Genomic DNA, 20,660 nt, shown 5'->3' with positions numbered 1-20,660 from the left:
AGATTGGTGGTGGACACACCTCGGGGGTTGGACACAGGCCGTCGTGTAGGAGCGGGTTCACCCGCGAAGAGGCCGGCCCTGCTGGCCAATTTCCCCCCGCCGTTCACTGTTGCCGCCGCCACCGTATTCGCGGGTAAACCCGCTCCTACCAGCGATTGGTGGTGGACACACACCGGGGGTTGGACACAGGCCGCTGTAGGAGCGGGTTTACCCGCGAACACCGGCAGAGCCGGTGCCATAACGCGGCCCCTTGCGATATCAGCCCAGGCAGCGCGTCACATGCTTGACCGACTGATAGGCTGACAACCCCCAAGGCCCCAGCTCACGGCCGATCCCGCTGCCCTTGGTGCCACCCCATGACGTCTCGACGAACACCGCCTGCACCGAGTTGATCCACACATGGCCAACCTCCAGCGCATCGGCCACGCGCTCGGCGCGTTCCAGGTCGGCGGAGCACACCGTGGCGACCAGCCCAAAGCGGCTGTCATTGGCTTCGGCAATGGCCTGCTCCTCGGTGGTAAAGCGCCGTGCGCAGAGCACTGGGCCAAAGATTTCCTCGGTCCACAGGCGGCTGTCTTTCGGCACATCGGTATACAGCGTCGGGCTGACGAACCAGCCTTCACGGTCCAGTGCATGGCCGCCAGCCAGGCACTGCAAACCTTCTTCGCGCGCCGTGGCAAAGTAACTGGCCACCTTCAGCCACTGCGCCTGGCTGGTCAGCGGGCCCATGTCGACCTCTTCGGTCAAAGGATTACCCACCCGCAAGTTTTCCAGTGCCGCCTGCAAGCGCGGCAGCAGAGCATCGGCAATGCCGTCCTGTACCAGCAGCCGCGATGTGGCCGAACACATCTGGCCGGCGTTCCAGCTGATGCCGGCAACAATCCATTCCACCGCTTGGTCGACATCGCAATCCTCGAACACAACGATGGCCGACTTGCCGCCCAGTTCCAGCGTCACTGGTCGGCACTGCGCCGAAGCACTGCGCATCACCTGGCTGCCGACGCTGTTGCTACCTGTGAACGACAGCTTGTCCAGGCCGTTGTGGTTGCTTAGCGCGGCGCCGGTCTCGGCCTTGCCGTTGATGATGTTCAGTACCCCGGCCGGCAGGCCCAAGGCGTCGGCGATCTGGCCGTAGGCCTGCTCAATCAGCGGCGTGACCTCTGAAGGCTTGAGCACCACGGTGCACCCGGCGGCCAGGGCCGGGGCAAGCTTCCAGGCGCTGGTCACCAACGGGAAGTTCCACGGCACGATCAGGCCGACCACGCCCACCGGTTCAAGGCGGGTGCGGGCGGTGAAACCCGGCGCAGCCAGCGGCACGGAGCGGTTTTTCGATGGCAGCTGCTCGGCCAGCTCGGCGTAATAGCCAAAGGTGGCGATGGCGTCATCCAGGTCGATTTCCGCTTCGTGACGCGGTTTGCCGTTATTGCGCATCTGCACGCTGACAAGCGCTTCACGGCGCTGCCCGAGCTGCTCGGCAAAACCACGCAGGAAGGCGGCACGTTCGCTGGCGCTGGTGCTTTTCCAGGCGGGCAGGGCGTTGCGGGCAGCGGCCACGGCCTGGTCGACCTGGCTCACGCTGGCGGCCATCAGCTCGGCGAACGGTTGCCCCAGCGCAGGGTCGTTGACGCTGATGCAGTCGCTGCCTTGGCCTTCGACCCAATGGCCGGCGATATAGTGGGAAGTGGTCATGGTCGGTTTCCAGTCAGGCCATTTCGGCAGTGGTCACAGGCGTATGCGCGGTGCTTTTGCAACGCACCCATCGCGGGCCCAGGGGGCCATACACGCCAGCAGGTTCAGGGAACAGGTTGAGCAACAGCAGGTACAGCACGCCAGCCAGCCCCAGCGTGACCGGCAGGCTCAGGTCGATGCCGCCAGCCAGGTCACCCAGTGGGCCAACGAACTGCCCCGGCAGGTTGACGAAGCACAGGCCAACCGCCGCGCTGGGGATCCACGCCCCCATGCCGCGCCAGTTCCAGCCGTGCAGGAACCAGTAGTGGCCACCACGCTGGCCACGGGTGAATACCTGCAGGTCGTCAGCGTGGTAGAAGCCGCGGCGGGTAATCAGGCCAAGGACCATGATCACCATCCACGGGCTGGTGCAGGTAATGATCAGTACGGCAAAGGTCGATACGCTCTGCACGAGGTTGAAGGTGAAGCGGCCAATGAAGATGAAGCCGATCGCCAGCACGCCAATCAGCAGCGTGGCGCCGGCACGGCTGAGCAAGCGGGGGAACACGCTGGACATGTCCAGGCCGGTGCCATACAGCGCAGTGGTGCCGGTGGACATGCCGCCAATCACCGCAATCAGGCACACCGGCAGGAAGAACCAGCTAGGTGCAACTGCCAGCAGGCCGCCGACATAGTTGTTGGCGGCAATGTAGTCCGGTGCCTGGGTGGCTACCAGGGTGGCCGTACACAGACCGAACAGGAACGGAATCAGCGTCGCCCCCTGTGCCGCGATCACGGCCAGCATGATGCGCGCCTTGGGTGTTTCACGCGGGATATAGCGTGACCAGTCACCCAAAAACGCACCGAACGACACAGGGTTGCTCATGGCCAGGATCGCCGCGCCCACGAACGCAGCCCAGAAACCCGCCTGGCCAAGGTTGACGCTGCCTGCGTAGCCCGCATCGAAGGGCCCGGCAAACGCGACGATGCCCAGCAGGAACAGCAGGCTCGAGGCCCAAACGGCAATCTTGTTGACCCACAGCATGAAGCGGAAGCCAAAGATGCATACCACCAATACCAGCACCGCGAACAAGCCGTAGGCCAGGCCCAGGGTCAGGTCGGTCTCTGGCAGGCCGGCCAGGCGCTTGGCACCACCGACCAATGCATCGCCCGAGCTCCACACCGAGAGCGAGAAAAACGCCACCGCCGTGAGCAGCGACAGGAACGAGCCGACGATGCGCCCGTGTACACCAAAGTGCGCACCCGATGAAACGGCGTTGTTGGTGCCGTTAAGCGCGCCGAACAGCCCCATCGGTGCAAGGATCAGCGCGCCGATGCCAACGCCGAGCAGAATCGCCCACACACCGGCCTGGAATGACAACCCGAAAAGCACCGGGAAGCTGCCCAGTACGGCGGTAGCGAAGGTATTGGCACCGCCGAAGATCAGGCGGAACAGGTCTAGCGGGGAGGCGTCGCGTTGATCGGCGGGGATCTGTTCGACGCCGTTGGTCTCGATACCGGTCGAATGGCTCATGGTGATGCTCCAGCGCGGTTGTTGTAGCCAGCGCAGTGCGCGGGCCTTTTTGTGGGTGCGATGGCAGGGCGGCAGCGCCGCGTAAAGTGTGATCAGGCCGGTGTTACGACCGACAGGTGCTCGTGGCAGGCCAGCCACTGGTCACCATGGCGGCGGAAGACAATGGTCTCGCGCTCGCTCAATGGGTGCTCTTCACCGCTGATGCGGATACGCGTGGCCACATCGTGCATGAAAATAGCCACGTCGCCGTGCAGGCTTACGTGGGCGTTCCCCGACTCGCAGGCAAGCACGGCAAAGTCCTCGGCCTGCCACTGGGCCCAGAGCTCTTCATAGGCGCGACGCGACAGCAGCGGATGCGCCAAGGTGTGGAATAGAAAGGTGGCGTCTTCGCTGAAGCAGGCGAAATAGCGGGCGGTGTCGTTGCTGGCGAACGCCGCGACGAGGTCGGCGGCGGCTTGCCGCACTTGAAGTGTCTGGTCCACGGGAGTGGCCTCACGGTTTATTGTGATTGTGGTGAAGCGATTCTGGTGGCGGTTGGCGAGGGGAAAAATCGCTGGCGGCAAATAATCAGTTCAGAAATTTGTGAAGTGATGGCAGCCCCCATCAATCTGCAAGCGAAGCGGCAAACTGGCATTAATCGACCATACTGACTCTTCATTCGCCTTCAGGAGAGTGTCATGTCGAAGCCGTCCAGGAAGAAGCGCTCCCAGGAGCAACCAGAAAAGTTGGGCGGCAAGGCCTACGAAAAAGCGCTCAAGAACCTGCATGTAGAGCTGGTGAAGCTGCAGGAGTGGGTGGTGGCCAAGGGCCTGAAGGTATGCATTGTCTTCGAAGGCCGCGATGGCGCCGGCAAGGGCGGTACCATCAAGGCCATTACCGAGCGTGTCAGCCCGCGGGTGTTTCGTGTAGTGGCGCTGCCCGCACCGACCGAGCGGGAAAAGACCCAAATGTACTTGCAGCGCTACCTGGGCCATCTGCCAGCGGCAGGTGAAGTGGTGATCTTCGACCGCAGTTGGTACAACCGTGCGGGCGTTGAGCGGGTAATGGGCTTCTGCTCTGGCGAGCAAGTGGACAAGTTTCTGACCGGTGTACCTGTGTTCGAGAGGGTCATGGTCGATTCGGGGATCATCCTCATCAAGTACTGGCTTGAAGTCAGCGCCGATGAGCAGACCCGGCGCCTGCAGGATCGCATCAACGACGGCCGCAAGCTGTGGAAGTTATCGCCGATGGACCTCAAGTCGTATACCCGCTGGGATGACTACACCCAAGCGCGTGACGATATGTTCCAGGCCTCGGATACCGCTTGGGCACCATGGTTCGTGGCCAATTCCAACGACAAGCGTCGCGCCCGGTTGAATATCATCAGCCATCTGCTCAGCCGTATTCCCTACAAGGACATAACCCGCGACCAGCACGTGAAGCTGCCCAAACGCGGCAAGATCGGCAAGTACAAGGCTGTCGCCTACCCGTTCAAGTTCGTCGAAGAACGCTTCTGAACCCCTCCCTGCCGGGAGCTGCGAAGGTACGAGTTCATGCCACATGACGGCAGCCTGTTGCAGGCGACGGTGGTATTCCTTTTGGCTGTGGTGCTTCTGGTACCGCTGGCGCAGCGTCTGAAAATGGGCGCAGTACCGGGATACCTGTTGGCGGGTATCCTGATTGGTCCGTCGGTGTTTGGCCTGCTTGGCAATCCGGACAACGTGGCGCGGCTGTCGGAAATGGGCGTGGTCATGCTGTTGTTCGTGATTGGCCTGGAGCTGTCCCCAAAGCGTCTGTGGACCATGCGCCGGGCGCTATTTGGCGTCGGCAGTCTGCAAGTGGGGCTGACCGCCGTACTGCTTGGGCTACTGGCATTCTGGCTGTTCGACCAATCGAAACCTGCCGCCATCGTCCTGGGCCTGGGCCTGGCGCTGTCGTCCACCGCCTTTGGCTTGCAGGTACTGGCCGAGCGCAAGGACCTGGGCAAACCTCATGGCCGCCTGGCCGTGGCCATCCTGCTGTTCCAGGACATTGCCGCCATTCCCTTGATTGCAGTGGTGCCGTTGCTCGGTGGCGATGTCAGCACCGCTGACGAAGGTGCCTGGCCCTTGTTGGCTGTGGTTGTCGGCATTGGTGTGCTGATTGTTTTTGGCCGCTATCTGCTGACCCCGATATTCAAGTGGACGGTGGGTTCGGGCCTGCCTGAACTATCGACCGCCACGGCCTTGCTGGTCGTGCTCGGCACCGCTTGGTTGATGGAGCATGTGGGTGTGTCAATGGCGCTGGGGGCCTTCCTGGCCGGCGTACTGATGGCTGAGTCGCCGTTTCGCCACGAACTGGAAACCCAGATCGAGCCTATCAAAGGCCTGCTGCTGGGATTGTTCTTCGTTGGCGTAGGTATGAGTGCCGACCTGCGCTTGCTGTTCGGCATGCCGCTGATGGTGTTGGGCCTGACGTTGCTGCTGGTCGCTATCAAGCTGCCCTTGTTGTATGGCCTGGGGCGCACGATGGGTGGGCTCAACAAGGCCCAGGCGCTCTGCCTGGGCGTGGTGCTGGCTTCGGGGGGCGAGTTCGCCTTCGTGGTGTTCAAGCTGGCGCTGGAGCACCAGGTACTCACCCCGCAGGTACACGACCTGCTGGTGCTGGCCATCACCCTGTCGATGGCGGTGGTGCCCTTGGTCATGATGGCCCTGGCGCGGCAGATGCGCGATGACAGCCCTGCTCAGGCATCCCCTGAAACGGGCCAGTGAATTGCGCCTTGCTGGCGCATTGAATATCGGGAGGTGAATCATGCAGTCGAGTTCCAGGCTGGACAGCGCCCTTTCGCGGGGCTTGCTCGATGTGCTCATCAAGGCAGGCCTGGTGGCAGTCTTGGTGACCTTCGCCTTTCAGGTGTTCCAGCCGTTCCTGGAGTTGATGCTGTGGGCGGTGATTCTGGCGGTCACCTTGTACCCATTGCATTGCCGCATCCAGCGCCGCACCGGGTTCAGGCAAGGTTATGCGGCGACGCTGTTGGTGCTATTGGTTCTGGTAGTGCTGCTGGTGCCTATCTACCTGGTGGTGATGTCCATCGGCGAATCGGTGGACAGCCTGGTGACGCTACTCAAGAGCGGCGCCTGGAGCGTGCCGGTCCCGCCTGATTCGGTGGCGACCTGGCCACTGATCGGGCCGAAGGTGCATGCGCTGTGGTTGGCGGCCTCCGAAAACATGGCCAGTGTGCTGAACCAGTGGATGCCCCAGATCAAGGGGGCCGGGCTAACGGTGCTGGGCGCTGCTGCCAGCGCCGGTGGGGCCTTCCTGCTGTTCATCGGCGCAATCATTATTTCCGGGGTCATCATGGCCTTCGGTGATCGCGGTGAAATCGCTGCGCAGCGTATCGCCATGCGGGTATCAGGCGAAGAGCGCGGTAAACCCTTGGCCAAGCTGTGCACCGCCACCATTCGCGCGGTGGCGCAAGGGGTGATCGGCATTGCCTTCATCCAGATGTTGCTGATCGGTGTCGGTTTTGTCGTCAAAGGAGTTCCCGGTGCCGGGATGCTGGCCATCGCCATCCTCATGCTGGGCATTGCACAGGCCCCGGCGACGCTGGTTACCGTGCCGGTGATCATCTATATGTTCAACGTCGAAGGTTTTACCGTGGCGACCATCATTTTTGCCATCTACACCTTCGTCGCCGGCCTTGCCGACAATGTGCTCAAGCCGCTGCTGCTGGGGCGCGGGGTTGATGTACCGATGCCGGTGGTACTGATCGGGGCATTGGGCGGCATGGTGGTCAAAGGCATCATCGGCTTGTTCATAGGCCCGGTAATCCTCGGCGTGGCGTACGTGCTGTTCTGGCAATGGGTTGCGCTGCAGGTGCCGGAGCAACCGGCACCACCCGCCGCTTGAGCCATGCCCAACCGCTGCTATGGCCTGGGGCTGCTGATGGTGCTGGCTGGTTGCACTCAGGTTGGTCCGGATTTCGAGAAGCCCCAAGCGCCGTGGCTGGACGGCTGGAGCACGCCAATGCTGGAGCAGGCAGGGCACAGCGCGGCGGCCCCCGACCTGCGCCAGTGGTGGGCGGTGTTTGCCGACCCGACGCTGGATGCGCTGATAGCCGAAGCCGATACCAACAACACCAACCTGCGCGTGGCTGGCCTGCGTATCGCTGAAGCCCGTGCCCAGTTGGCCATCGTGCAGACCGGGCGTTATCCGCAGCTGCAGCAACTGAGTGCGCAGAGCCTGTACCTGAAGCAGAATCAGTCTGGTACGCCTTCGGCCCGTGATTCAGTGTTCTGGCAATCCAGCGTGGGATTCGACATCGGCTGGGAAATTGACTTCTGGGGCCGCTTCAGTCGCGCCATCGAAAGCGCCGACGCCGCCTACTTCGCCTCCCAGGCCAACTACGCCGACGCCATGCTGCTGCTGCGTGCGCAAGTGGCCGACACCTACTTTGCCCTGCGTACCGCCGAAGCGCGGCTGGCTATCGCGCAAGAGAACGCCAAGCGTCAGGCGCGTAGCCTGGAGATCACTGAGCGGTTGTTCCGCCACGGCGAAAATGACGAGCTCGACTGGCAGCAGGCGCGTACTCAATATCTGGCGACCCTGGCCACCATTCCCGAGTTCGAGAACCAGCTCAATGCCCTGCGCAATGTGCTGTGCTCGCTGCTCGGCCGCCCGCCCGGGCCCCTGCCGCAGCTGGCGGTCGGCCATGGCCAGCTGCCCTTGCCTGACCGGGCAGTGTTGCAGGATGTACCTGCCAGCCTGCTGCAGCGCCGCCCGGACATCCGCGCCGCCGAGCAGGCAGTGGCAGCGCAGTCGGCACTGGTCGGGGTGGCCGAGGCCGATCTTTATCCACAGCTGAGCTTGCTCGGCAGTATCGGCTGGACCTTTTTATCGGCCAATCATCTGCCCGACACCTTCGACCTGGCTGCTGGCCCAAGCCTGATCTGGAACCCGTTCGACTATGGCCGGCGCAAGAACACCGTACGCGTGGAGGATGCCCGCTTGCAGCAACTGATCGAGCTGTACCAGCAGGGCGTGCGCGAAGCCGCCCGTGAGGCCGACGATGCTGCCAGCGGGCTGGTGCGCTCGCTGCAGAGTGCAACCATTCGCGAGCAGGCCTCTCAGGCTGCGCAGCGCTCGCTGAATCTGGCCAGCTCGCAGTATCGCGAAGGCTTCGCCGATTTTCAGCGGGTGCTCGATGCTCAGCAACTGCTGTTGCAGCAACAGGACGGTTACCTGGTCAGCCGTGGCAACGCGGTCAGCAGCCTGGTGACTTTGTACAAGGCTCTGGGTGGTGGTTGGGATGCCAGCCGCGCGCCGATCGACCCGGCCACCCGCCGGCAAATGCAGCAACGCACCGACTGGGGCGAGTTGCTCGACGAGCCAGCCCCCACCGCGCATTCACAGGGTGAAACCGAATGAGCGACGCCACGCCAACGCCGCCCCCGTCAGCCCCGGATCGCGGCATGCGCTGGGTGCTGCTGCTGATTGCCGTCAGCCTGCTCTGGTACTTGCTGGCTGACCGCTATACGCCGTACACCCAGCAAGCTCGCCTGCAGGCTTACGTAGTCCCGGTGGCCGCGGAAGTGGCCGGGCAGATCAAGCGTGTGGCCGTAGGCAATAACCAGGAGGTGCGCCAGGGTGATGTGCTGTTCGAACTCGATCAGGAGCAGTACCGCATTGCCCTGGCCCGAGCCGAAGCCGACCTCGATGCCGTGCGCCGGCAGATCGGCGCCAGTACCGCCGGCATCGATTCGGCACAGGCAGCGCTGGTGGCAGCCCAGGCCAATGAGCGCAAGGCGCGGCAGGACGCCGAGCGCCTTAAACGGCTGATTGACGAAGACCCCGGTACGGTGTCGGTGCGCCGCCTGGAAGGCGCCCAGGCCAACCGCGACCAGGCCATCAGCCAAGTGGCGGCGGCCCGCGCCGAGGTAGAGCGCGCCCGTGAGCAGCAGGGCGGGGCACAGGATGACAACGCCCAACTGCGCAGTGCTGCGGCCAATGTGGAAAAGGCGCGCCTGGACCTTGCCCGTACCGTGGTGCGGGCTGACGCGAACGGGCTGATCACCGATCTGCGCACAGACGTTGGCCATTATGTCGGGGCGGGCAGCCCGATGATGACCCTGATCAGTATCCATGACGTGTGGATAAGTGCCGACATGACCGAGAACAACCTCGGTCGCTTGCGCCCTGAAACCCCGGTGCTGGTGGTGCTCGATGCGCTACCTGGCACCGTGTTGAAGGGGCGCATACGCAGCATTGGCTACGGCGTTAGCGTGGGCCAGAGCACGCCGCCGGGTACGCTGCCGACCGTGAAGAACAGCCGCGAGTGGCTGCGTTCGGCGCAGCGCTTCCCGGTGATTGTCGAGCTGGAGCGCGACCAGCTTCAGGACAAGACCGTGCTGCGGGTCGGTGGTCAGGCCGAGGTCATGGCCCTGCCTAGCGAAGGTAACCCAATGAACCTGCTGGGCCGGTTGTTCATGTGGCTGATGAGCTGGCTGTCGTATGCCTATTGAATTGCGCCGCCTGCGCGCACTGCGCCTGGCCTGGGGCGTGGCGCTGTGCCTGGCGGTGAGCTTTGGTATCGGCTTGCCGGTGCCGATCCTGGCGCCGGTGTTTGCGGTGCTGTTGCTGGCCATGCGCAGTCAGCCATTGCCCCTGCGTGCAGCACCGGCCCTGGCGTTACTGGTGCTGCTCGCATGCGGCAGCGGTTTGCTGCTGATTCCGCTGTTGCGCCATGCTCCGCTGGCCGGGGTGTTACTGGTCGGGGTGGGTGTTTTCCTGACCTTGCGCTATGCGCTGAAGGGCGGCAACGGCTTGCTGGCCAACCTGCTGGTGATCGGCCTGACCATGATCGCCGCTGCCGGTACCAGTGACTTCACCCTGGCACTGTCGGTGGTCGAAGCGCTGGCCAAAGGCATGCTGCTGGCAGTGCTGGGCACGTCAGTGGCGCATTCGTTGTTCCCCGAACCTGCCAATGCGCCAGCACAGCCGGTGCCGCCGCTGCTGGGCAGCGAGCATGTCAGTTGGGTGGCGCTGCGTGCCACGTTGATCGTGATGCCAGCCTTTCTGCTGGCATTGATCGCCCCTGACCAGTACATGCCGTTGATCATGAAGGCCGTGAGTGTGGGGCAACAAGCAGGCGAAACCCGCGCGCGGCACGCGAGCCGAGAGCTGATCGGTTCAACCTTGCTTGCCGGGGTGTTGGCAATAGCGCTATGGGTAGCGCTGAGCCTGTTCGTTCACCTGTGGATGTTCTTCTTGTGGGTACTGCTGTTCGCCCTCTGGCAGGCGCGGCGCCTGTACCAGGCGGTGCTGAGCCGGCAGAGCCCGGCATACTGGGTCAGTTGCCTGACGACCATGCTGATCTTGCTGGGGCAGTCGGTGCAGGACAGTGCTGCTGGGCAGGATGTGTACAAGGCGTTTGCGGTGCGTATGGCGCTGTTTCTGGCGGTATCGGTGTACGCCAGCGGCATGTTGATCTGGATTGACCGGCTTCGGAGTCGGCGCGGGCTTCTTAGCGGTTAAGCCCGGCCCCCAGGAAGCTCAGGGTTGCCAATCAACCCCACTCTCTTCCAGATAGGCATCCACCGCTGCGCCCACCGTCGGATGAAAGGCCTTCTCCCCTATAGGCTCGAACAACTCGAACTGCCGCATCTTGTCCTTCACCGGGTCCTTCATTTCGGCAAACTGCAGCTCCACCCCTCGCGCTTCCAGTGCCCGGTCCAGCTCGGCCAGCATGTCCGCTGAAGTGATATCGATGCTGGTCACGGGCTCAGCGGCAATCACTACCCGCTGCACAGGCGTTGGCGACGCGTCCACCGCCGCCATCACCGTGTTCTGGAATTGTTCGGCGTTGGCAAAGAACAACGGCGCGTCCCAGCGCAGCAGCACCAGCCCTGGAATACGCCGGGCTTGTGGATAACGCTGTATGTCATGGTATCCGCGCAGCCCATCGGCCCGGCCGAGCACCGCGTAGTGCGGCCGCCAGCCGTCCCACAGGAACTCGATTACCGACACCGCCACAGCAATGCCGATACCGGGAATGGCGCCGAACACCGCCACGCCGACAAAGCAGGTGAACGACAGCCAGAACTCCCACTGCTGCATGCGGAAGATACGCTTGAGGTCAGCAAACTCGAACAGCCCCAGTGCTGCGGCAATGACCACCGCAGCCAAAGCACTGTTGGGCAGGTGTTGCATCAGATCGGGGGCTACCAGCAGCAACAGGGTCACCGCCAGCGCGCCGATGATGCCGGTGAGCTGGGTTTGCGAGCCGGCGGCTTCAGCCACGGGGGTGCGCGATGAACTGCTGCTGATCGGGATTCCCTGAAACAGCCCCGAGGCCAGGTTGGCGACGCCCAGGCCGAACATTTCCTGGTTGGGGTTTACCCGCATCTTGAGGCGTGCAGCATAGGAGCGTGACAGCACACTGGTGTCGGCGAACGACACCAGCGCTACTGCAATCCCGCCCAGTAACACTTCTATCAGGTCGATGTCGCTTACCCAGGGGAAGACGAAGCTGGGCAGGCCCTGGGGCAATTGCCCGAGTACCTTGACGCCCACCTGATCAAGGTTGAACAGGCTCACTGCCAGCGTCGCCAGTACCACGGCGATCAGGATGCCCGGCAGGCGCTTGAACGGTTTGAGCAGCAGAATCAGCCCCAGGCTACCGGCACCCACGATGAAGCTTGGCCAGTGCCCTTGGCCGGCGAACAGCGCCTGGCCCAAGTACCAAAGGTCGCGCAAGGGCCCTTCGCTGTCGACTTTGATGCCGAACAGCTTGGGCAACTGGCTGATCAATACGGTCAGGGCGATGCCGTTCATGTATCCATAGCGGATGGGCTTGGACAGCAACTCGGTGATAAAGCCCAGGCGCAGCAGCCCGGCAATCACACAGAACGCCCCGGCGACCAGGGCCATCATGCTGGCGATGGCGATCGCCTGCTGCGGGTCGCTGGCCGCGTATTGCACCACCACAGCCAGGATAGGCGCGGCCAGCGCCGAGTCCGGGCCCAGCACCAGGATGCGGCTGGGGCCGAACAGGGCATAGGCCAACAGGGGGATGATGGTGGCGTACAGGCCATAGATGCCGGGGACGCCGGAAGCCTCGGCGTAGGCGATGCCCACAGGCACCAGCATGGTGGTGAGCACCAGGCCGGCGGCGATATCTTTGGGTAGCCAGGCCGCCTTGTAGTGGAGCAGGGTGGCCAGGCCGGGTAACCAGCGTTGCCAGTCTGGACGAGTGGGTTGGGGCATGGTGTCGGCTCTGGGCGAGAAGGGCGCTGAACCTCAGCTTAGATGCTGGAGGCGGGGGCCGCTTTGCGGCCCTGCGCGACACAAGGCCGCCCCTGCAAAGGACACGCATGCCTGGGCAAAACAAAACCCCTTGAGGCGCAAGCCTCAAGGGGTTTGTGTGTGCTGCAGGCTACCGCTTAGACGTTAAAGCGGAAGTGCATCACGTCGCCGTCTTTGACGATGTAATCCTTGCCCTCCAGGCGCCACTTACCGGCTTCCTTGGCACCGGCTTCACCCTTGAACTGGATGAAGTCGTCATAGGCCACCACTTCAGCGCGGATGAAGCCTTTTTCGAAGTCGGTGTGGATAACGCCGGCTGCCTGCGGGGCAGTGGCACCGACGCGTACGGTCCAGGCGCGTACTTCCTGCACGCCGGCAGTGAAGTAGGTCTGCAGGTTCAGCAGCTCGTAACCGGCACGGATCACGCGGTTCAGGCCAGGCTCTTCCAGGCCCAGGGCCTCGAGGAACATGTCCTTCTCTTCACCGTCTTCCAGCTCGGCGATTTCTGCTTCGATCTTGTTGCACACCGGCACCACTACCGCGCCTTCTTCCTCGGCAATGGCCTTGACCACGTCCAGGTGCGGGTTGTTGTCGAAGCCGTCTTCGGCCACGTTGGCGATGTACATCACCGGCTTGCTGGTCAGCAGGTGGAAGCCACGGATGACGGCCTTTTCGTCGTCAGCCATGTGCTTCATCAGGCTGCGCGCGGGCTTGCCTTCGGTGAAGTGCGGGATCAGCTTTTCCAGAATGGCCTTTTGCGCCAAGGCTTCCTTGTCGCCGCCCTTGGCGTTGCGGGCTACCTTCTGCAGTTGCTTTTCGCAGCTGTCGAGGTCGGCGAAGATCAGTTCGAGGTCGATGATCTCGATGTCACGCTTGGGGTCGACGCTGTTGGAAACGTGGATCACGTTCTCGTCTTCGAAGCAGCGCACCACATGGGCAATGGCATCGGTCTCGCGGATGTTGGCGAGGAACTTGTTGCCAAGGCCTTCGCCTTTCGAGGCACCGGCAACCAGGCCGGCGATGTCGACGAATTCCATGGTGGTCGGCAGGATGCGGTTTGGCTTGACGATTTCAGCCAGTGCAGCCAGGCGCGCGTCGGGCATAGGCACGATGCCGCTGTTTGGCTCGATGGTGCAGAAGGGGAAATTCTCCGCCGCGATGCCAGACTTGGTCAGGGCGTTGAACAGGGTGGACTTGCCGACGTTGGGCAGGCCGACGATGCCGCAATTGAAACCCATGGGTATTCCCCTCTCTAAAGGAAATCAGGCCTTCTGGCTGTGCAGCTCGCGCATCGCCTTGGCGAAATCGCCGGCAAGCACGTCCGGCAGCACGCCGAGGGCAAAATCGATGCTGGCGTCGAGCTTCTCCTGCTCGGCGCGCGGCGCGCGGCCCAGGACGAAGTTGGAGACCAGTTTGGCGTCACCCGGGTGGCCGATGCCAAGCCGCAGGCGGTGGAAATCGTTCTGGTTGCCGAGCTGCGCGATGATGTCGCGCAGGCCGTTGTGCCCACCATGGCCGCCGCCGCGCTTGAGCTTGGCAACGCCCGGGGGCAGATCGAGTTCGTCGTGTGCCACCAGTATCGCTTCCGGCTTGATGCGGAAGAAATTGGCCAAGGCCGCTACGGACTGGCCGCTGCGGTTCATGTAGGTGGTGGGGATCAACAAACGAACGTCGTTGCCCTGATGGCTGAATTTAGCCGTCAGGCCGAAATATTTTTTGTCAGCGGTCAGCGAAACACGCTGGGCGCTGGCAATGCGTTCAACGAAAAGAGCCCCTGCGTTATGCCGGGTCTGTTCGTATTCGGGGCCGGGGTTACCCAGGCCGACGATCAACTGGATGGCGGTCACGTCAGGGGCTCTTCCTTGGAGTTGGTGGGTTACAGTGCGCGCGGCACTGTAACCCGATCAACGCCGGCGTGCGAGTGGATTACTCGGCAGCGCCTTCTGCTTCTGGAGCAACGCGTGGAGCGTGAACGTTGGCAACAGCTTTGTCATCACCGTGGGCCAGAGCGACGAACTCTACGCCTTTCGGAGCTTTCAGGTCCGACAGGTGGATGATGGTGCCGACTTCGGCGTTGGCCAGGTCAACTTCGATGAACTCAGGCAGGTCTTTGGCTTCGCAGGAAACTTCGATCTCGGACTCAACGTGGGAGATCTCGCCGCCTTTCTTGGCCGGGGCTTCTTCGTTGATGAAGTGAACCGGAACCTTGGCGGTCAGTTTCTGGCCAGCAACGACGCGAACGAAGTCGGCGTGCATGATGAAGCCTTTGGCCGGGTGGCGCTGCAGGGCCTTGACGATGACGTTTTGCTTGGCGCCGTCGACGTTCAGTTCCAGAACGTGGCTGAAGGCAGCCTCGTTGTCGAACAGCTTGGTGATTTCCTTGGCCAGGATGGTCAGGGACTGAGCGTCCTTGTTACCACCGTAGACAACGGCTGGGATGTTGGCGGAGTGACGCAGGCGGCGGCTCGCACCTTTCCCCAGGTCAGTACGCGCTTGAGCGTTCAGGGTGAATTCGGTCATTTTGTTTCTCCAAAATAGCCCCCCGAGGGCGTTTGCGACCAGCGCCAGCGGGGATGGCAAAAAAGCCCCGCCCCAACAACCAGTGTTGGGGCGGGGCGCTTTTCGTCAGCGTGTGTTCCGCTTAGCGGAACATCGCGCTGATCGATTCTTCGTTGCTGATGCGGCGTACCGCTTCAGCGACAACCGGTGCGATATCCAGCTGGCGGATACGATCACAGGCTTGAGCAGCGGCGGACAGCGGAACGGTGTTGGTCACCACCAGCTCGTCCAGTACCGACTTCTCGATGTTCTCGATCGCGCGGCCCGACAAAACAGGGTGCGTGCAGTAGGCGTAAACCTTGGCAGCGCCGTGCTCTTTCAGGGCTTTGGCCGCGTGGCACAGGGTGCCGGCGGTGTCGACCATGTCGTCTACCAGGATGCAGGTGCGCCCTTCGACGTCGCCGATGATGTGCATAACCTCGGAGTGGTTAGCCTTCTCGCGGCGTTTGTCGATGATACCCAGATCGACGCCCAGGGACTTGGCGACAGCGCGTGCGCGCACGACACCACCGATGTCCGGGGAAACGATCATCAGGTTCTCGAAACGCTGGTCTTCGATGTCGTCAACCAGTACGGGCGAGCCGTAGATGTTGTCGACGGGGATATCGAAGAAGCCTTGGATCTGGTCAGCGTGCAGGTCAACGGTGAGTACACGGTCGATACCTACGACAGTGAGCATGTCAGCAACGACTTTGGCGCTGATGGCTACACGTGCCGAACGCGGACGGCGGTCCTGGCGGGCATATCCGAAGTAGGGAATCACGGCGGTGATTCGGGATGCTGAGGAGCGGCGGAAGGCGTCGGCCATCACTACCAGTTCCATCAGGTTATCGTTGGTCGGGGCGCAGGTCGGCTGAATAATGAAAACGTCTTTACCGCGAACATTTTCATTGATCTCAGTACTGATCTCGCCGTCGGAGAATTTACCGACAGAGACGTCACCGAGAGGGATATGCAGCTGACGTACGACACGCCGAGCCAGATCGGGGTTAGCGTTCCCCGTAAAGACCATCATCTTGGACACGCGCAGTACCTGAAGGCTGAGGGTATACCTGGATGAGTATAAGGAAAATGGCAGGGGCGGCTGGATTCGAACCAACGCATGGCAGGATCAAAACCTGCTGCCTTACCGCTTGGCGACGCCCCTGTATCTGTTGCTGCGAACGCTCATGCGCTCGACTTCTTGACCAGACTTTGCAGCTTGCGATGCAACATCGAAACATTGCTTCCTTTCGCCACAAACCCTGTTTGGGTCGCTGAAAGAAGGGCCAGAACTTTATCAGCTTCGGCTTTGCTTGGGAAGGCCCCAAACACACAACTTCCAGTGCCGGTTAGTCGAGCCTCAGTGAATTTTCCCAGTGAATTCAACGCATTGCGAACTTCCGGGTAATTCTGCTCTACCACCGGTTGGCAGTCATTTCGACTGTTTCCCTCGGGAACGGGGCGCATCTTAAGGGGGAGTGAATCACGTGTCAACTGCGGATGTGAAAAAATTTCTACTGTACTGACAGACACTTGCGGCACCAGCACGACATACCAGGGTTCGATCGGGTCGACCGGGGTCAGTTGCTCCCCTACACCTTGCGCGAACGCCGCGTGGCCGCGTACGAACACCGGCACATCGGCGCCCAGGCTCAGACCCAGTGCGGCCAAGCGGTCTTCGTCCCAGTCCAGTTGCCACAGGTGGGCGAGGGCCAGCAGGGTGGTCGCGGCGTCCGAGCTGCCGCCGCCGATACCTCCGCCCATGGGCAGTACCTTGTTCAGCCAGATGTCGGCGCCGAGTGTGGTGCCCGATTGTGCTTGCAGCATGCGCGCGGCCCGCACGATCAGGTTGCTGTCGTGGGGGACTGCCTCGATCTCGGAGTGCAAGTGGATCACGCCATCGTCACGCAGGGCGAAGCTCAGTTCGTCGCCGTGGTCGAGAAACTGGAACACCGTTTCCAGCTCGTGGTAGCCATCCGCGCGGCGGCCGATGATGTGCAGCCACAGGTTGAGCTTGGCCGGGGCGGGCAGGGTGAGCTTGTGCATGAGATCAGTGCCCCAGCTGGCGTGGCTGCCAGTCCTTGACCACCAGGGTCACGTCCAGGTCCTTGCCGTGCAGCTTCAGGCGCTCGGGCAACCAGTAGCCGTTCTGTTCGGTATAGCTCAGGTACTTCACCTGCCAGCCATCCTGGTCCAGGCTGGCCAGACGGCTGTCGCCGTCCAGGGTCAGCTTGCTCTTGCTGTCGGGGGCGGGCAGGCCGCGGACCCACCAGACCAGGTGCGAAACCGGCAGTTGCCAGCCCAGTTGCTCTTCCAGCAATGCTTCAGGGCTGGCGGCTTCGTAGCGGCCCTGATTGGCCACTTCCAGTACGACGCCACCCGGGCGGCCGGTCAGGCGTGCGGCGCCCCGCCCCAGCGGGCCGGCCAGGCGAATGTCGTAGTAGTCCTGACGTTGCAGCCAGAACAGCGTACCGCTGCCGGAATCGCGCGGGGCGCGGATGCCGACCTTGCCGTTGATCTGCCAGCCATCGAGGCTGCTCAACTGCTCTTTGTGGGCGCGCCACTGCTGCGGGTCGCCGTGGCCTTGCAGGGCCTCGCGGCTACCGAAGCCGGCACAGCCGGCCAGCAGGGCGATCAAGGAAAAGGTGATGCAATGGCGCAGGAACATGGCGTTAAAGAGTCTCGGATCCGGTCAGGCGCAAGAGGGTCTTGCGCAGGATAGGGCTATCGGCCTGGGCTTCGAAGCCTTTGGCCCATACATGGCGAGCTTCGCGGCGCTTGCCGTTGGCCCACAGCACTTCGCCCAGGTGGGCGGCCACTTCGTGGTCGGGGAAGTTGGCAAAGGCCTGGCGCAGGTAGGTTTCAGCTACCTCGAGGTTGCCCAGGCGATAGTTGACCCAACCCAGGCTGTCGAGCACTGCCGGGTCATCGGGGGTCAGTTGGTGGGCCTTGTCGATCAGCGCTTTGGCTTCGGCATAGCGGGTGGTGCGGTCGGCCAGGGTGTAGCCCAAGGCGTTCAGGGCCATTGCGTTTTCTGGCTCGCGGGCGATGATGGCGCGCAGGTCTTTTTCCATTTGCGTCAGATCGTTGCGCTTCTCGGCCAGCATGGCGCGGGTGTAAAGCAGGTTAAGGTCGTCCGGGTAGCGTTTGATGGCTTGCTGCAGCACCTGGTTGGCCTGGGCGTCCTTGTTGTTGTTGCTGTAGCTTTCCGATTCGATCAGGAATAGCTGAATGGCGTAGTCTGGCTGGGCTTCGCGCGCTTCGGCGAGCAGGCGCGAGGCATCGCTGCCGCGGCCGTTGGCGATCAGGATGTCGGCCTGGCGCAGCTGTGCCGGCAGGTAGTCCGGGCCTGGGCCGACCAGGGCGTATTCACGCAGAGCGCCAACCGGGTCGTGGCGCTCCTCGTGGATGCGGCCCAGGTTCAGGTGCGCGGCGTCAACGTAGCTGTCGCGCTCGACCAGCTCCTGCAAGTAGCCTTCGGCTTCATCCCAGTCTTTGTTCTCCAGGCACACCAGCGCCAGCGAGTAGCGCAATTCGTCATCATCGGGGTATTGCTGGACCAGGCTGATGAACTCGCCTTTGGCATCGGCGATACGGTCCTGTTCGACCAGGGTGCGAGCGTAGGTCAGGCGCAGGCGTTTGTCGTCCGGGTTGTCGCGAATTGCACCGCGCAGCAGTGGCAGTGCCTCCGGACCACGGTCCAAGGCCTGCAGCAGACGGGCGCGCAGCAGGATCGGGGCGACCTCGCCGTTTTGTGGCGGGTGCGACTCGAGCAGTTCCAAGGCTTCTTCGGTCTTGCCGTCCTGGTTCAGCAGCAGGGCCTTGCCGAATATCAGCTGGCTGTTGTCGGGGTATTTCACCAGCAGGCGTTCGAAACTTTGTAGCAGGCCGTCGCGGGTGCCCGAGTCAGTTTCCGCTGCGGACAGGGCGAGGAAGTCGAAGTGGGTGTCGCCCTGGCCCTGCAGTACCTTTTCCATGTAGGTCATGGACTCGTCATAGCGACCGGCGCGGGCCAGCTGAATGGCGGCGGCGCGCTGGGCGTCGAGGTTCTGCGGATCGTTGCGCGCCCAGACCAGCGCATTCTCCAGTGACGGCTCGTCGGCGCCGAGGTACTCGGCAATGCGGTAGGCGCGCTCGGAAACCCCGGGGTCCTGGGTTTTTGCCGCCTGATCGGTGTAGTTGGCCAGGGCAATGTCGAAACGGTTGCGCTGGCCGGCCAGCTCTGCCACCAACAGGCTATAGAGTGTGTCCTGCTTGAACGAGCCATACACGACGGGCTTTTCCGCCTCGCCCTTGCCAGCTTCGGCGACGGGAGGCTCGGCCTTTTGCGGGGCCAGGCTCTGGCAGCCCTGGAGCAGGGCGAAGGCAAGCAGCAATGCGTATGGTTTGTTCATAGAAAAGGCTTATAGGAGGACTCACCGGCGGTCGGAGCATGATGACACAAGCGCGGGGGCAAACCCACCTGCGAAGGTCGTGGTTTACAGGCTGGGTGGTGCTAAGTAGGACAGCGGGGTGGGGGAGAGGTTCGAGGGGGCTTCTGACGCAATGACCCAACCCCTGCCTGTATATTTTACGTCCCTGGAAGCAGGAAATGGGAGAGCACAAGCGCCATGAGAAGCGTAATGTGCGGAGTTAGGGGCTGTTCCCGTTTCACATGGGTAGCCAAAGAAAGGCGCAGGCCATGGCCACTGCGCTTTCATAATTCCGCTTGAGCTTGTCGAAGCGCGATGCGGCCGCCCGCTAGGGATTCTCCGATCAAGTCAGCACAGGCCATCTGACCTGTGCTGAAATAGCCCTCCGTCCAACTGCCTTCTACAAGTCCGCCATCCCATGAGTCAGATGAGTTTTTCCGATTTCGAGTACGCCGGCAAGCGCAAGCAAACCCGTCGCGAGCGTTTCCTGGCCGAGATGGAACAGGTGGTTCCGTGGAGTGGACTGGTGGCGTTGATCGAGCCTCACTACCCAAAGGCTGGCGGTGGCCGCAAGCCTTATCCTCTGGAAACCATGCTGCGCATTCACCTGCTGCAGAATTGGTTCTCTTTGAGCGATCCCGCCATGGAAGAGGCGCTGTACGAGATCACTTCGATGCGCCAGTTCGCTCGTCTGACGCTCAGCGCTCCGATCCCCGAAGACACGACGATCATGAACTTCCGGCACCTGCTGGAGAAGCATCAGTTGGCAGCCGGCATTCTGGAAACCATCAACAATTACCTGCAAGACAAGGGCCTGTCGTTGCGCCAGGGCACCATTGTCGATGCGACCATCATCCACGCGCCCAGTTCGACCAAGAACAAGGAAGGCAAGCGCGATCCTGAAATGCATCAAACGAAGAAGGGCAACCAGTACTGTGTGTCACGAACACAGGTCGTATGACCTGTGATGCTGTACCGAAGATGGAAGTAGGCCTTCCGAAGTCGGCTTGCAGGAGCAGGCTTCAAACCACCCGGTGCTGCTGCATCCAAAAGGTGCGGTGGTGAGCGACCGAGGAAAAGTCATCCCATGATGATGGCAGGTGAGTATGGAGAAGATGAGCGAGAGCAAACCGTCCGATGACGCATCGTTATTCCCTAAAGTGCTGTCGAAACTGAGGTTGAGTATTGGCTTCAGGACGAGTTGGGGCGTTACCTGCTTACGGCCCCAGTGGCAGCCGGTGTAA

17 protein-coding genes, 1 tRNA gene and 2 pseudogenes are annotated in these 20,660 nt (G+C 62.4%); 7 read left to right on the top strand and 13 right to left on the bottom strand.

Annotation, left to right across the window (positions count from 1 at the left end; genetic code table 11):
• Positions 1-258: 258 nt before the first annotated feature.
• The 3 genes from ACF8RA_RS25470 to ACF8RA_RS25460 form a co-directional block, all read right to left on the bottom strand.
• Positions 259-1,689 carry an aldehyde dehydrogenase family protein gene (locus ACF8RA_RS25470; RefSeq protein WP_176684948.1) on the bottom strand — a complete coding sequence of 477 codons (1,431 nt, stop codon included), beginning with the start codon at positions 1,687-1,689 and terminating at the stop codon, positions 259-261.
• A gap of 13 nt (positions 1,690-1,702) precedes the next feature.
• Positions 1,703-3,202 carry a purine-cytosine permease family protein gene (locus tag ACF8RA_RS25465; RefSeq protein ID WP_392519686.1) on the bottom strand — a complete coding sequence of 500 codons (1,500 nt, stop codon included), beginning with the start codon at positions 3,200-3,202 and terminating at the stop codon, positions 1,703-1,705.
• Positions 3,203-3,294: 92 nt separating this feature from the next.
• Entirely contained in the window at positions 3,295-3,684 is a 390-nt protein-coding gene (locus ACF8RA_RS25460; RefSeq protein ID WP_176684949.1) for a nuclear transport factor 2 family protein, read from the bottom strand.
• 195 nt (positions 3,685-3,879) lie between these two features.
• On the opposite strand from ACF8RA_RS25460, the gene ppk2 reads away from it, so the two are divergent.
• The 6 genes from ppk2 to ACF8RA_RS25430 are packed head-to-tail and all read left to right on the top strand — an operon-like array spanning position 3,880 to position 10,693.
• Positions 3,880-4,698 (top strand): polyphosphate kinase 2, encoded by an 819-nt coding sequence (gene ppk2 / locus ACF8RA_RS25455; RefSeq protein ID WP_176684950.1) that lies wholly within the window; start codon positions 3,880-3,882, stop codon positions 4,696-4,698.
• 36 nt (positions 4,699-4,734) lie between these two features.
• Positions 4,735-5,931, top strand: coding sequence for a monovalent cation:proton antiporter-2 (CPA2) family protein (locus tag ACF8RA_RS25450; protein WP_209968054.1), 1,197 nt, complete (start codon positions 4,735-4,737; stop codon positions 5,929-5,931).
• A gap of 40 nt (positions 5,932-5,971) precedes the next feature.
• Entirely contained in the window at positions 5,972-7,069 is a 1,098-nt protein-coding gene (locus ACF8RA_RS25445; RefSeq protein ID WP_176684952.1) for an AI-2E family transporter, read from the top strand.
• A 3-nt stretch (positions 7,070-7,072) separates the two neighbouring features.
• Positions 7,073-8,587, top strand: a complete 1,515-nt coding sequence (locus ACF8RA_RS25440) for an efflux transporter outer membrane subunit (protein WP_176684953.1) — start codon at positions 7,073-7,075, stop codon at positions 8,585-8,587.
• Positions 8,584-9,681: an HlyD family secretion protein gene (locus tag ACF8RA_RS25435; RefSeq protein ID WP_176684954.1), complete on the top strand. Its 1,098-nt coding sequence runs from the start codon at positions 8,584-8,586 to the stop codon at positions 9,679-9,681. The genes ACF8RA_RS25440 and ACF8RA_RS25435 overlap by 4 nt, the downstream gene beginning before the upstream one ends.
• Complete coding sequence (locus ACF8RA_RS25430; protein ID WP_176684955.1) at positions 9,671-10,693, top strand: DUF2955 domain-containing protein; 1,023 nt, start codon at positions 9,671-9,673, stop codon at positions 10,691-10,693. Before ACF8RA_RS25435 ends, ACF8RA_RS25430 begins: the two co-directional genes overlap by 11 nt.
• Before the next feature lie 18 nt (positions 10,694-10,711).
• On the opposite strand, the gene ACF8RA_RS25425 is transcribed toward ACF8RA_RS25430, so the two are convergent.
• The 10 genes and pseudogenes from ACF8RA_RS25425 to ACF8RA_RS25380 form a co-directional block, all read right to left on the bottom strand.
• On the bottom strand, positions 10,712-12,424 hold the full coding sequence (locus ACF8RA_RS25425) for a SulP family inorganic anion transporter (RefSeq protein WP_392519685.1): 1,713 nt from the start codon (positions 12,422-12,424) through the stop codon (positions 10,712-10,714).
• A 176-nt stretch (positions 12,425-12,600) separates the two neighbouring features.
• Positions 12,601-13,701 carry a redox-regulated ATPase YchF gene (ychF, locus tag ACF8RA_RS25420; protein ID WP_021784760.1) on the bottom strand — a complete coding sequence of 367 codons (1,101 nt, stop codon included), beginning with the start codon at positions 13,699-13,701 and terminating at the stop codon, positions 12,601-12,603.
• A 24-nt stretch (positions 13,702-13,725) separates the two neighbouring features.
• On the bottom strand, positions 13,726-14,310 hold the full coding sequence (pth, locus tag ACF8RA_RS25415) for an aminoacyl-tRNA hydrolase (protein ID WP_012270476.1): 585 nt from the start codon (positions 14,308-14,310) through the stop codon (positions 13,726-13,728).
• 79 nt (positions 14,311-14,389) lie between these two features.
• Positions 14,390-14,983 carry a 50S ribosomal protein L25/general stress protein Ctc gene (locus tag ACF8RA_RS25410; RefSeq protein ID WP_176684957.1) on the bottom strand — a complete coding sequence of 198 codons (594 nt, stop codon included), beginning with the start codon at positions 14,981-14,983 and terminating at the stop codon, positions 14,390-14,392.
• Between the two features lie 121 nt (positions 14,984-15,104).
• A complete protein-coding gene (locus ACF8RA_RS25405; RefSeq protein ID WP_003247410.1) occupies positions 15,105-16,046 on the bottom strand; it encodes a ribose-phosphate pyrophosphokinase in 942 nt (313 codons plus the stop codon).
• A gap of 48 nt (positions 16,047-16,094) precedes the next feature.
• Positions 16,095-16,169: transfer RNA gene (locus ACF8RA_RS25400), tRNA-Gln, on the bottom strand.
• 20 nt (positions 16,170-16,189) lie between these two features.
• Positions 16,190-17,050, bottom strand: coding sequence for a 4-(cytidine 5'-diphospho)-2-C-methyl-D-erythritol kinase (ispE, locus tag ACF8RA_RS25395; RefSeq protein WP_176684958.1), 861 nt, complete (start codon positions 17,048-17,050; stop codon positions 16,190-16,192).
• A gap of 4 nt (positions 17,051-17,054) precedes the next feature.
• Positions 17,055-17,672 carry a lipoprotein insertase outer membrane protein LolB gene (gene lolB, locus ACF8RA_RS25390; RefSeq protein ID WP_176684959.1) on the bottom strand — a complete coding sequence of 206 codons (618 nt, stop codon included), beginning with the start codon at positions 17,670-17,672 and terminating at the stop codon, positions 17,055-17,057.
• Between the two features lie 4 nt (positions 17,673-17,676).
• The gene (locus tag ACF8RA_RS25385) at positions 17,677-19,398 is read right to left on the bottom strand and encodes a tetratricopeptide repeat protein (protein WP_176684960.1); all 1,722 of its coding nucleotides are present in this window, start codon (positions 19,396-19,398) and stop codon (positions 17,677-17,679) included.
• Positions 19,399-19,654: 256 nt separating this feature from the next.
• Positions 19,655-19,744 (bottom strand): annotated as a pseudogene (locus ACF8RA_RS25380) (IS5/IS1182 family transposase); the annotation flags it as partial.
• A gap of 90 nt (positions 19,745-19,834) precedes the next feature.
• Here ACF8RA_RS25380 and ACF8RA_RS25375 point away from each other — a divergent pair.
• Positions 19,835-20,350 (top strand): annotated as a pseudogene (locus ACF8RA_RS25375) (IS5-like element IS2000 family transposase); the annotation flags it as partial.
• Positions 20,351-20,660 lie beyond the last annotated feature (310 nt).

The sequence above is a fragment of the Pseudomonas sp. FYR_5 genome (genome assembly GCF_043106315.1).
Classification (GTDB): Bacteria; Pseudomonadota; Gammaproteobacteria; order Pseudomonadales; family Pseudomonadaceae; genus Aquipseudomonas; species Aquipseudomonas putida_Y.
The sequence above is the reverse complement of the archived record's forward strand: the minus strand, read 5'-3'. Positions and strand labels throughout refer to the sequence as shown.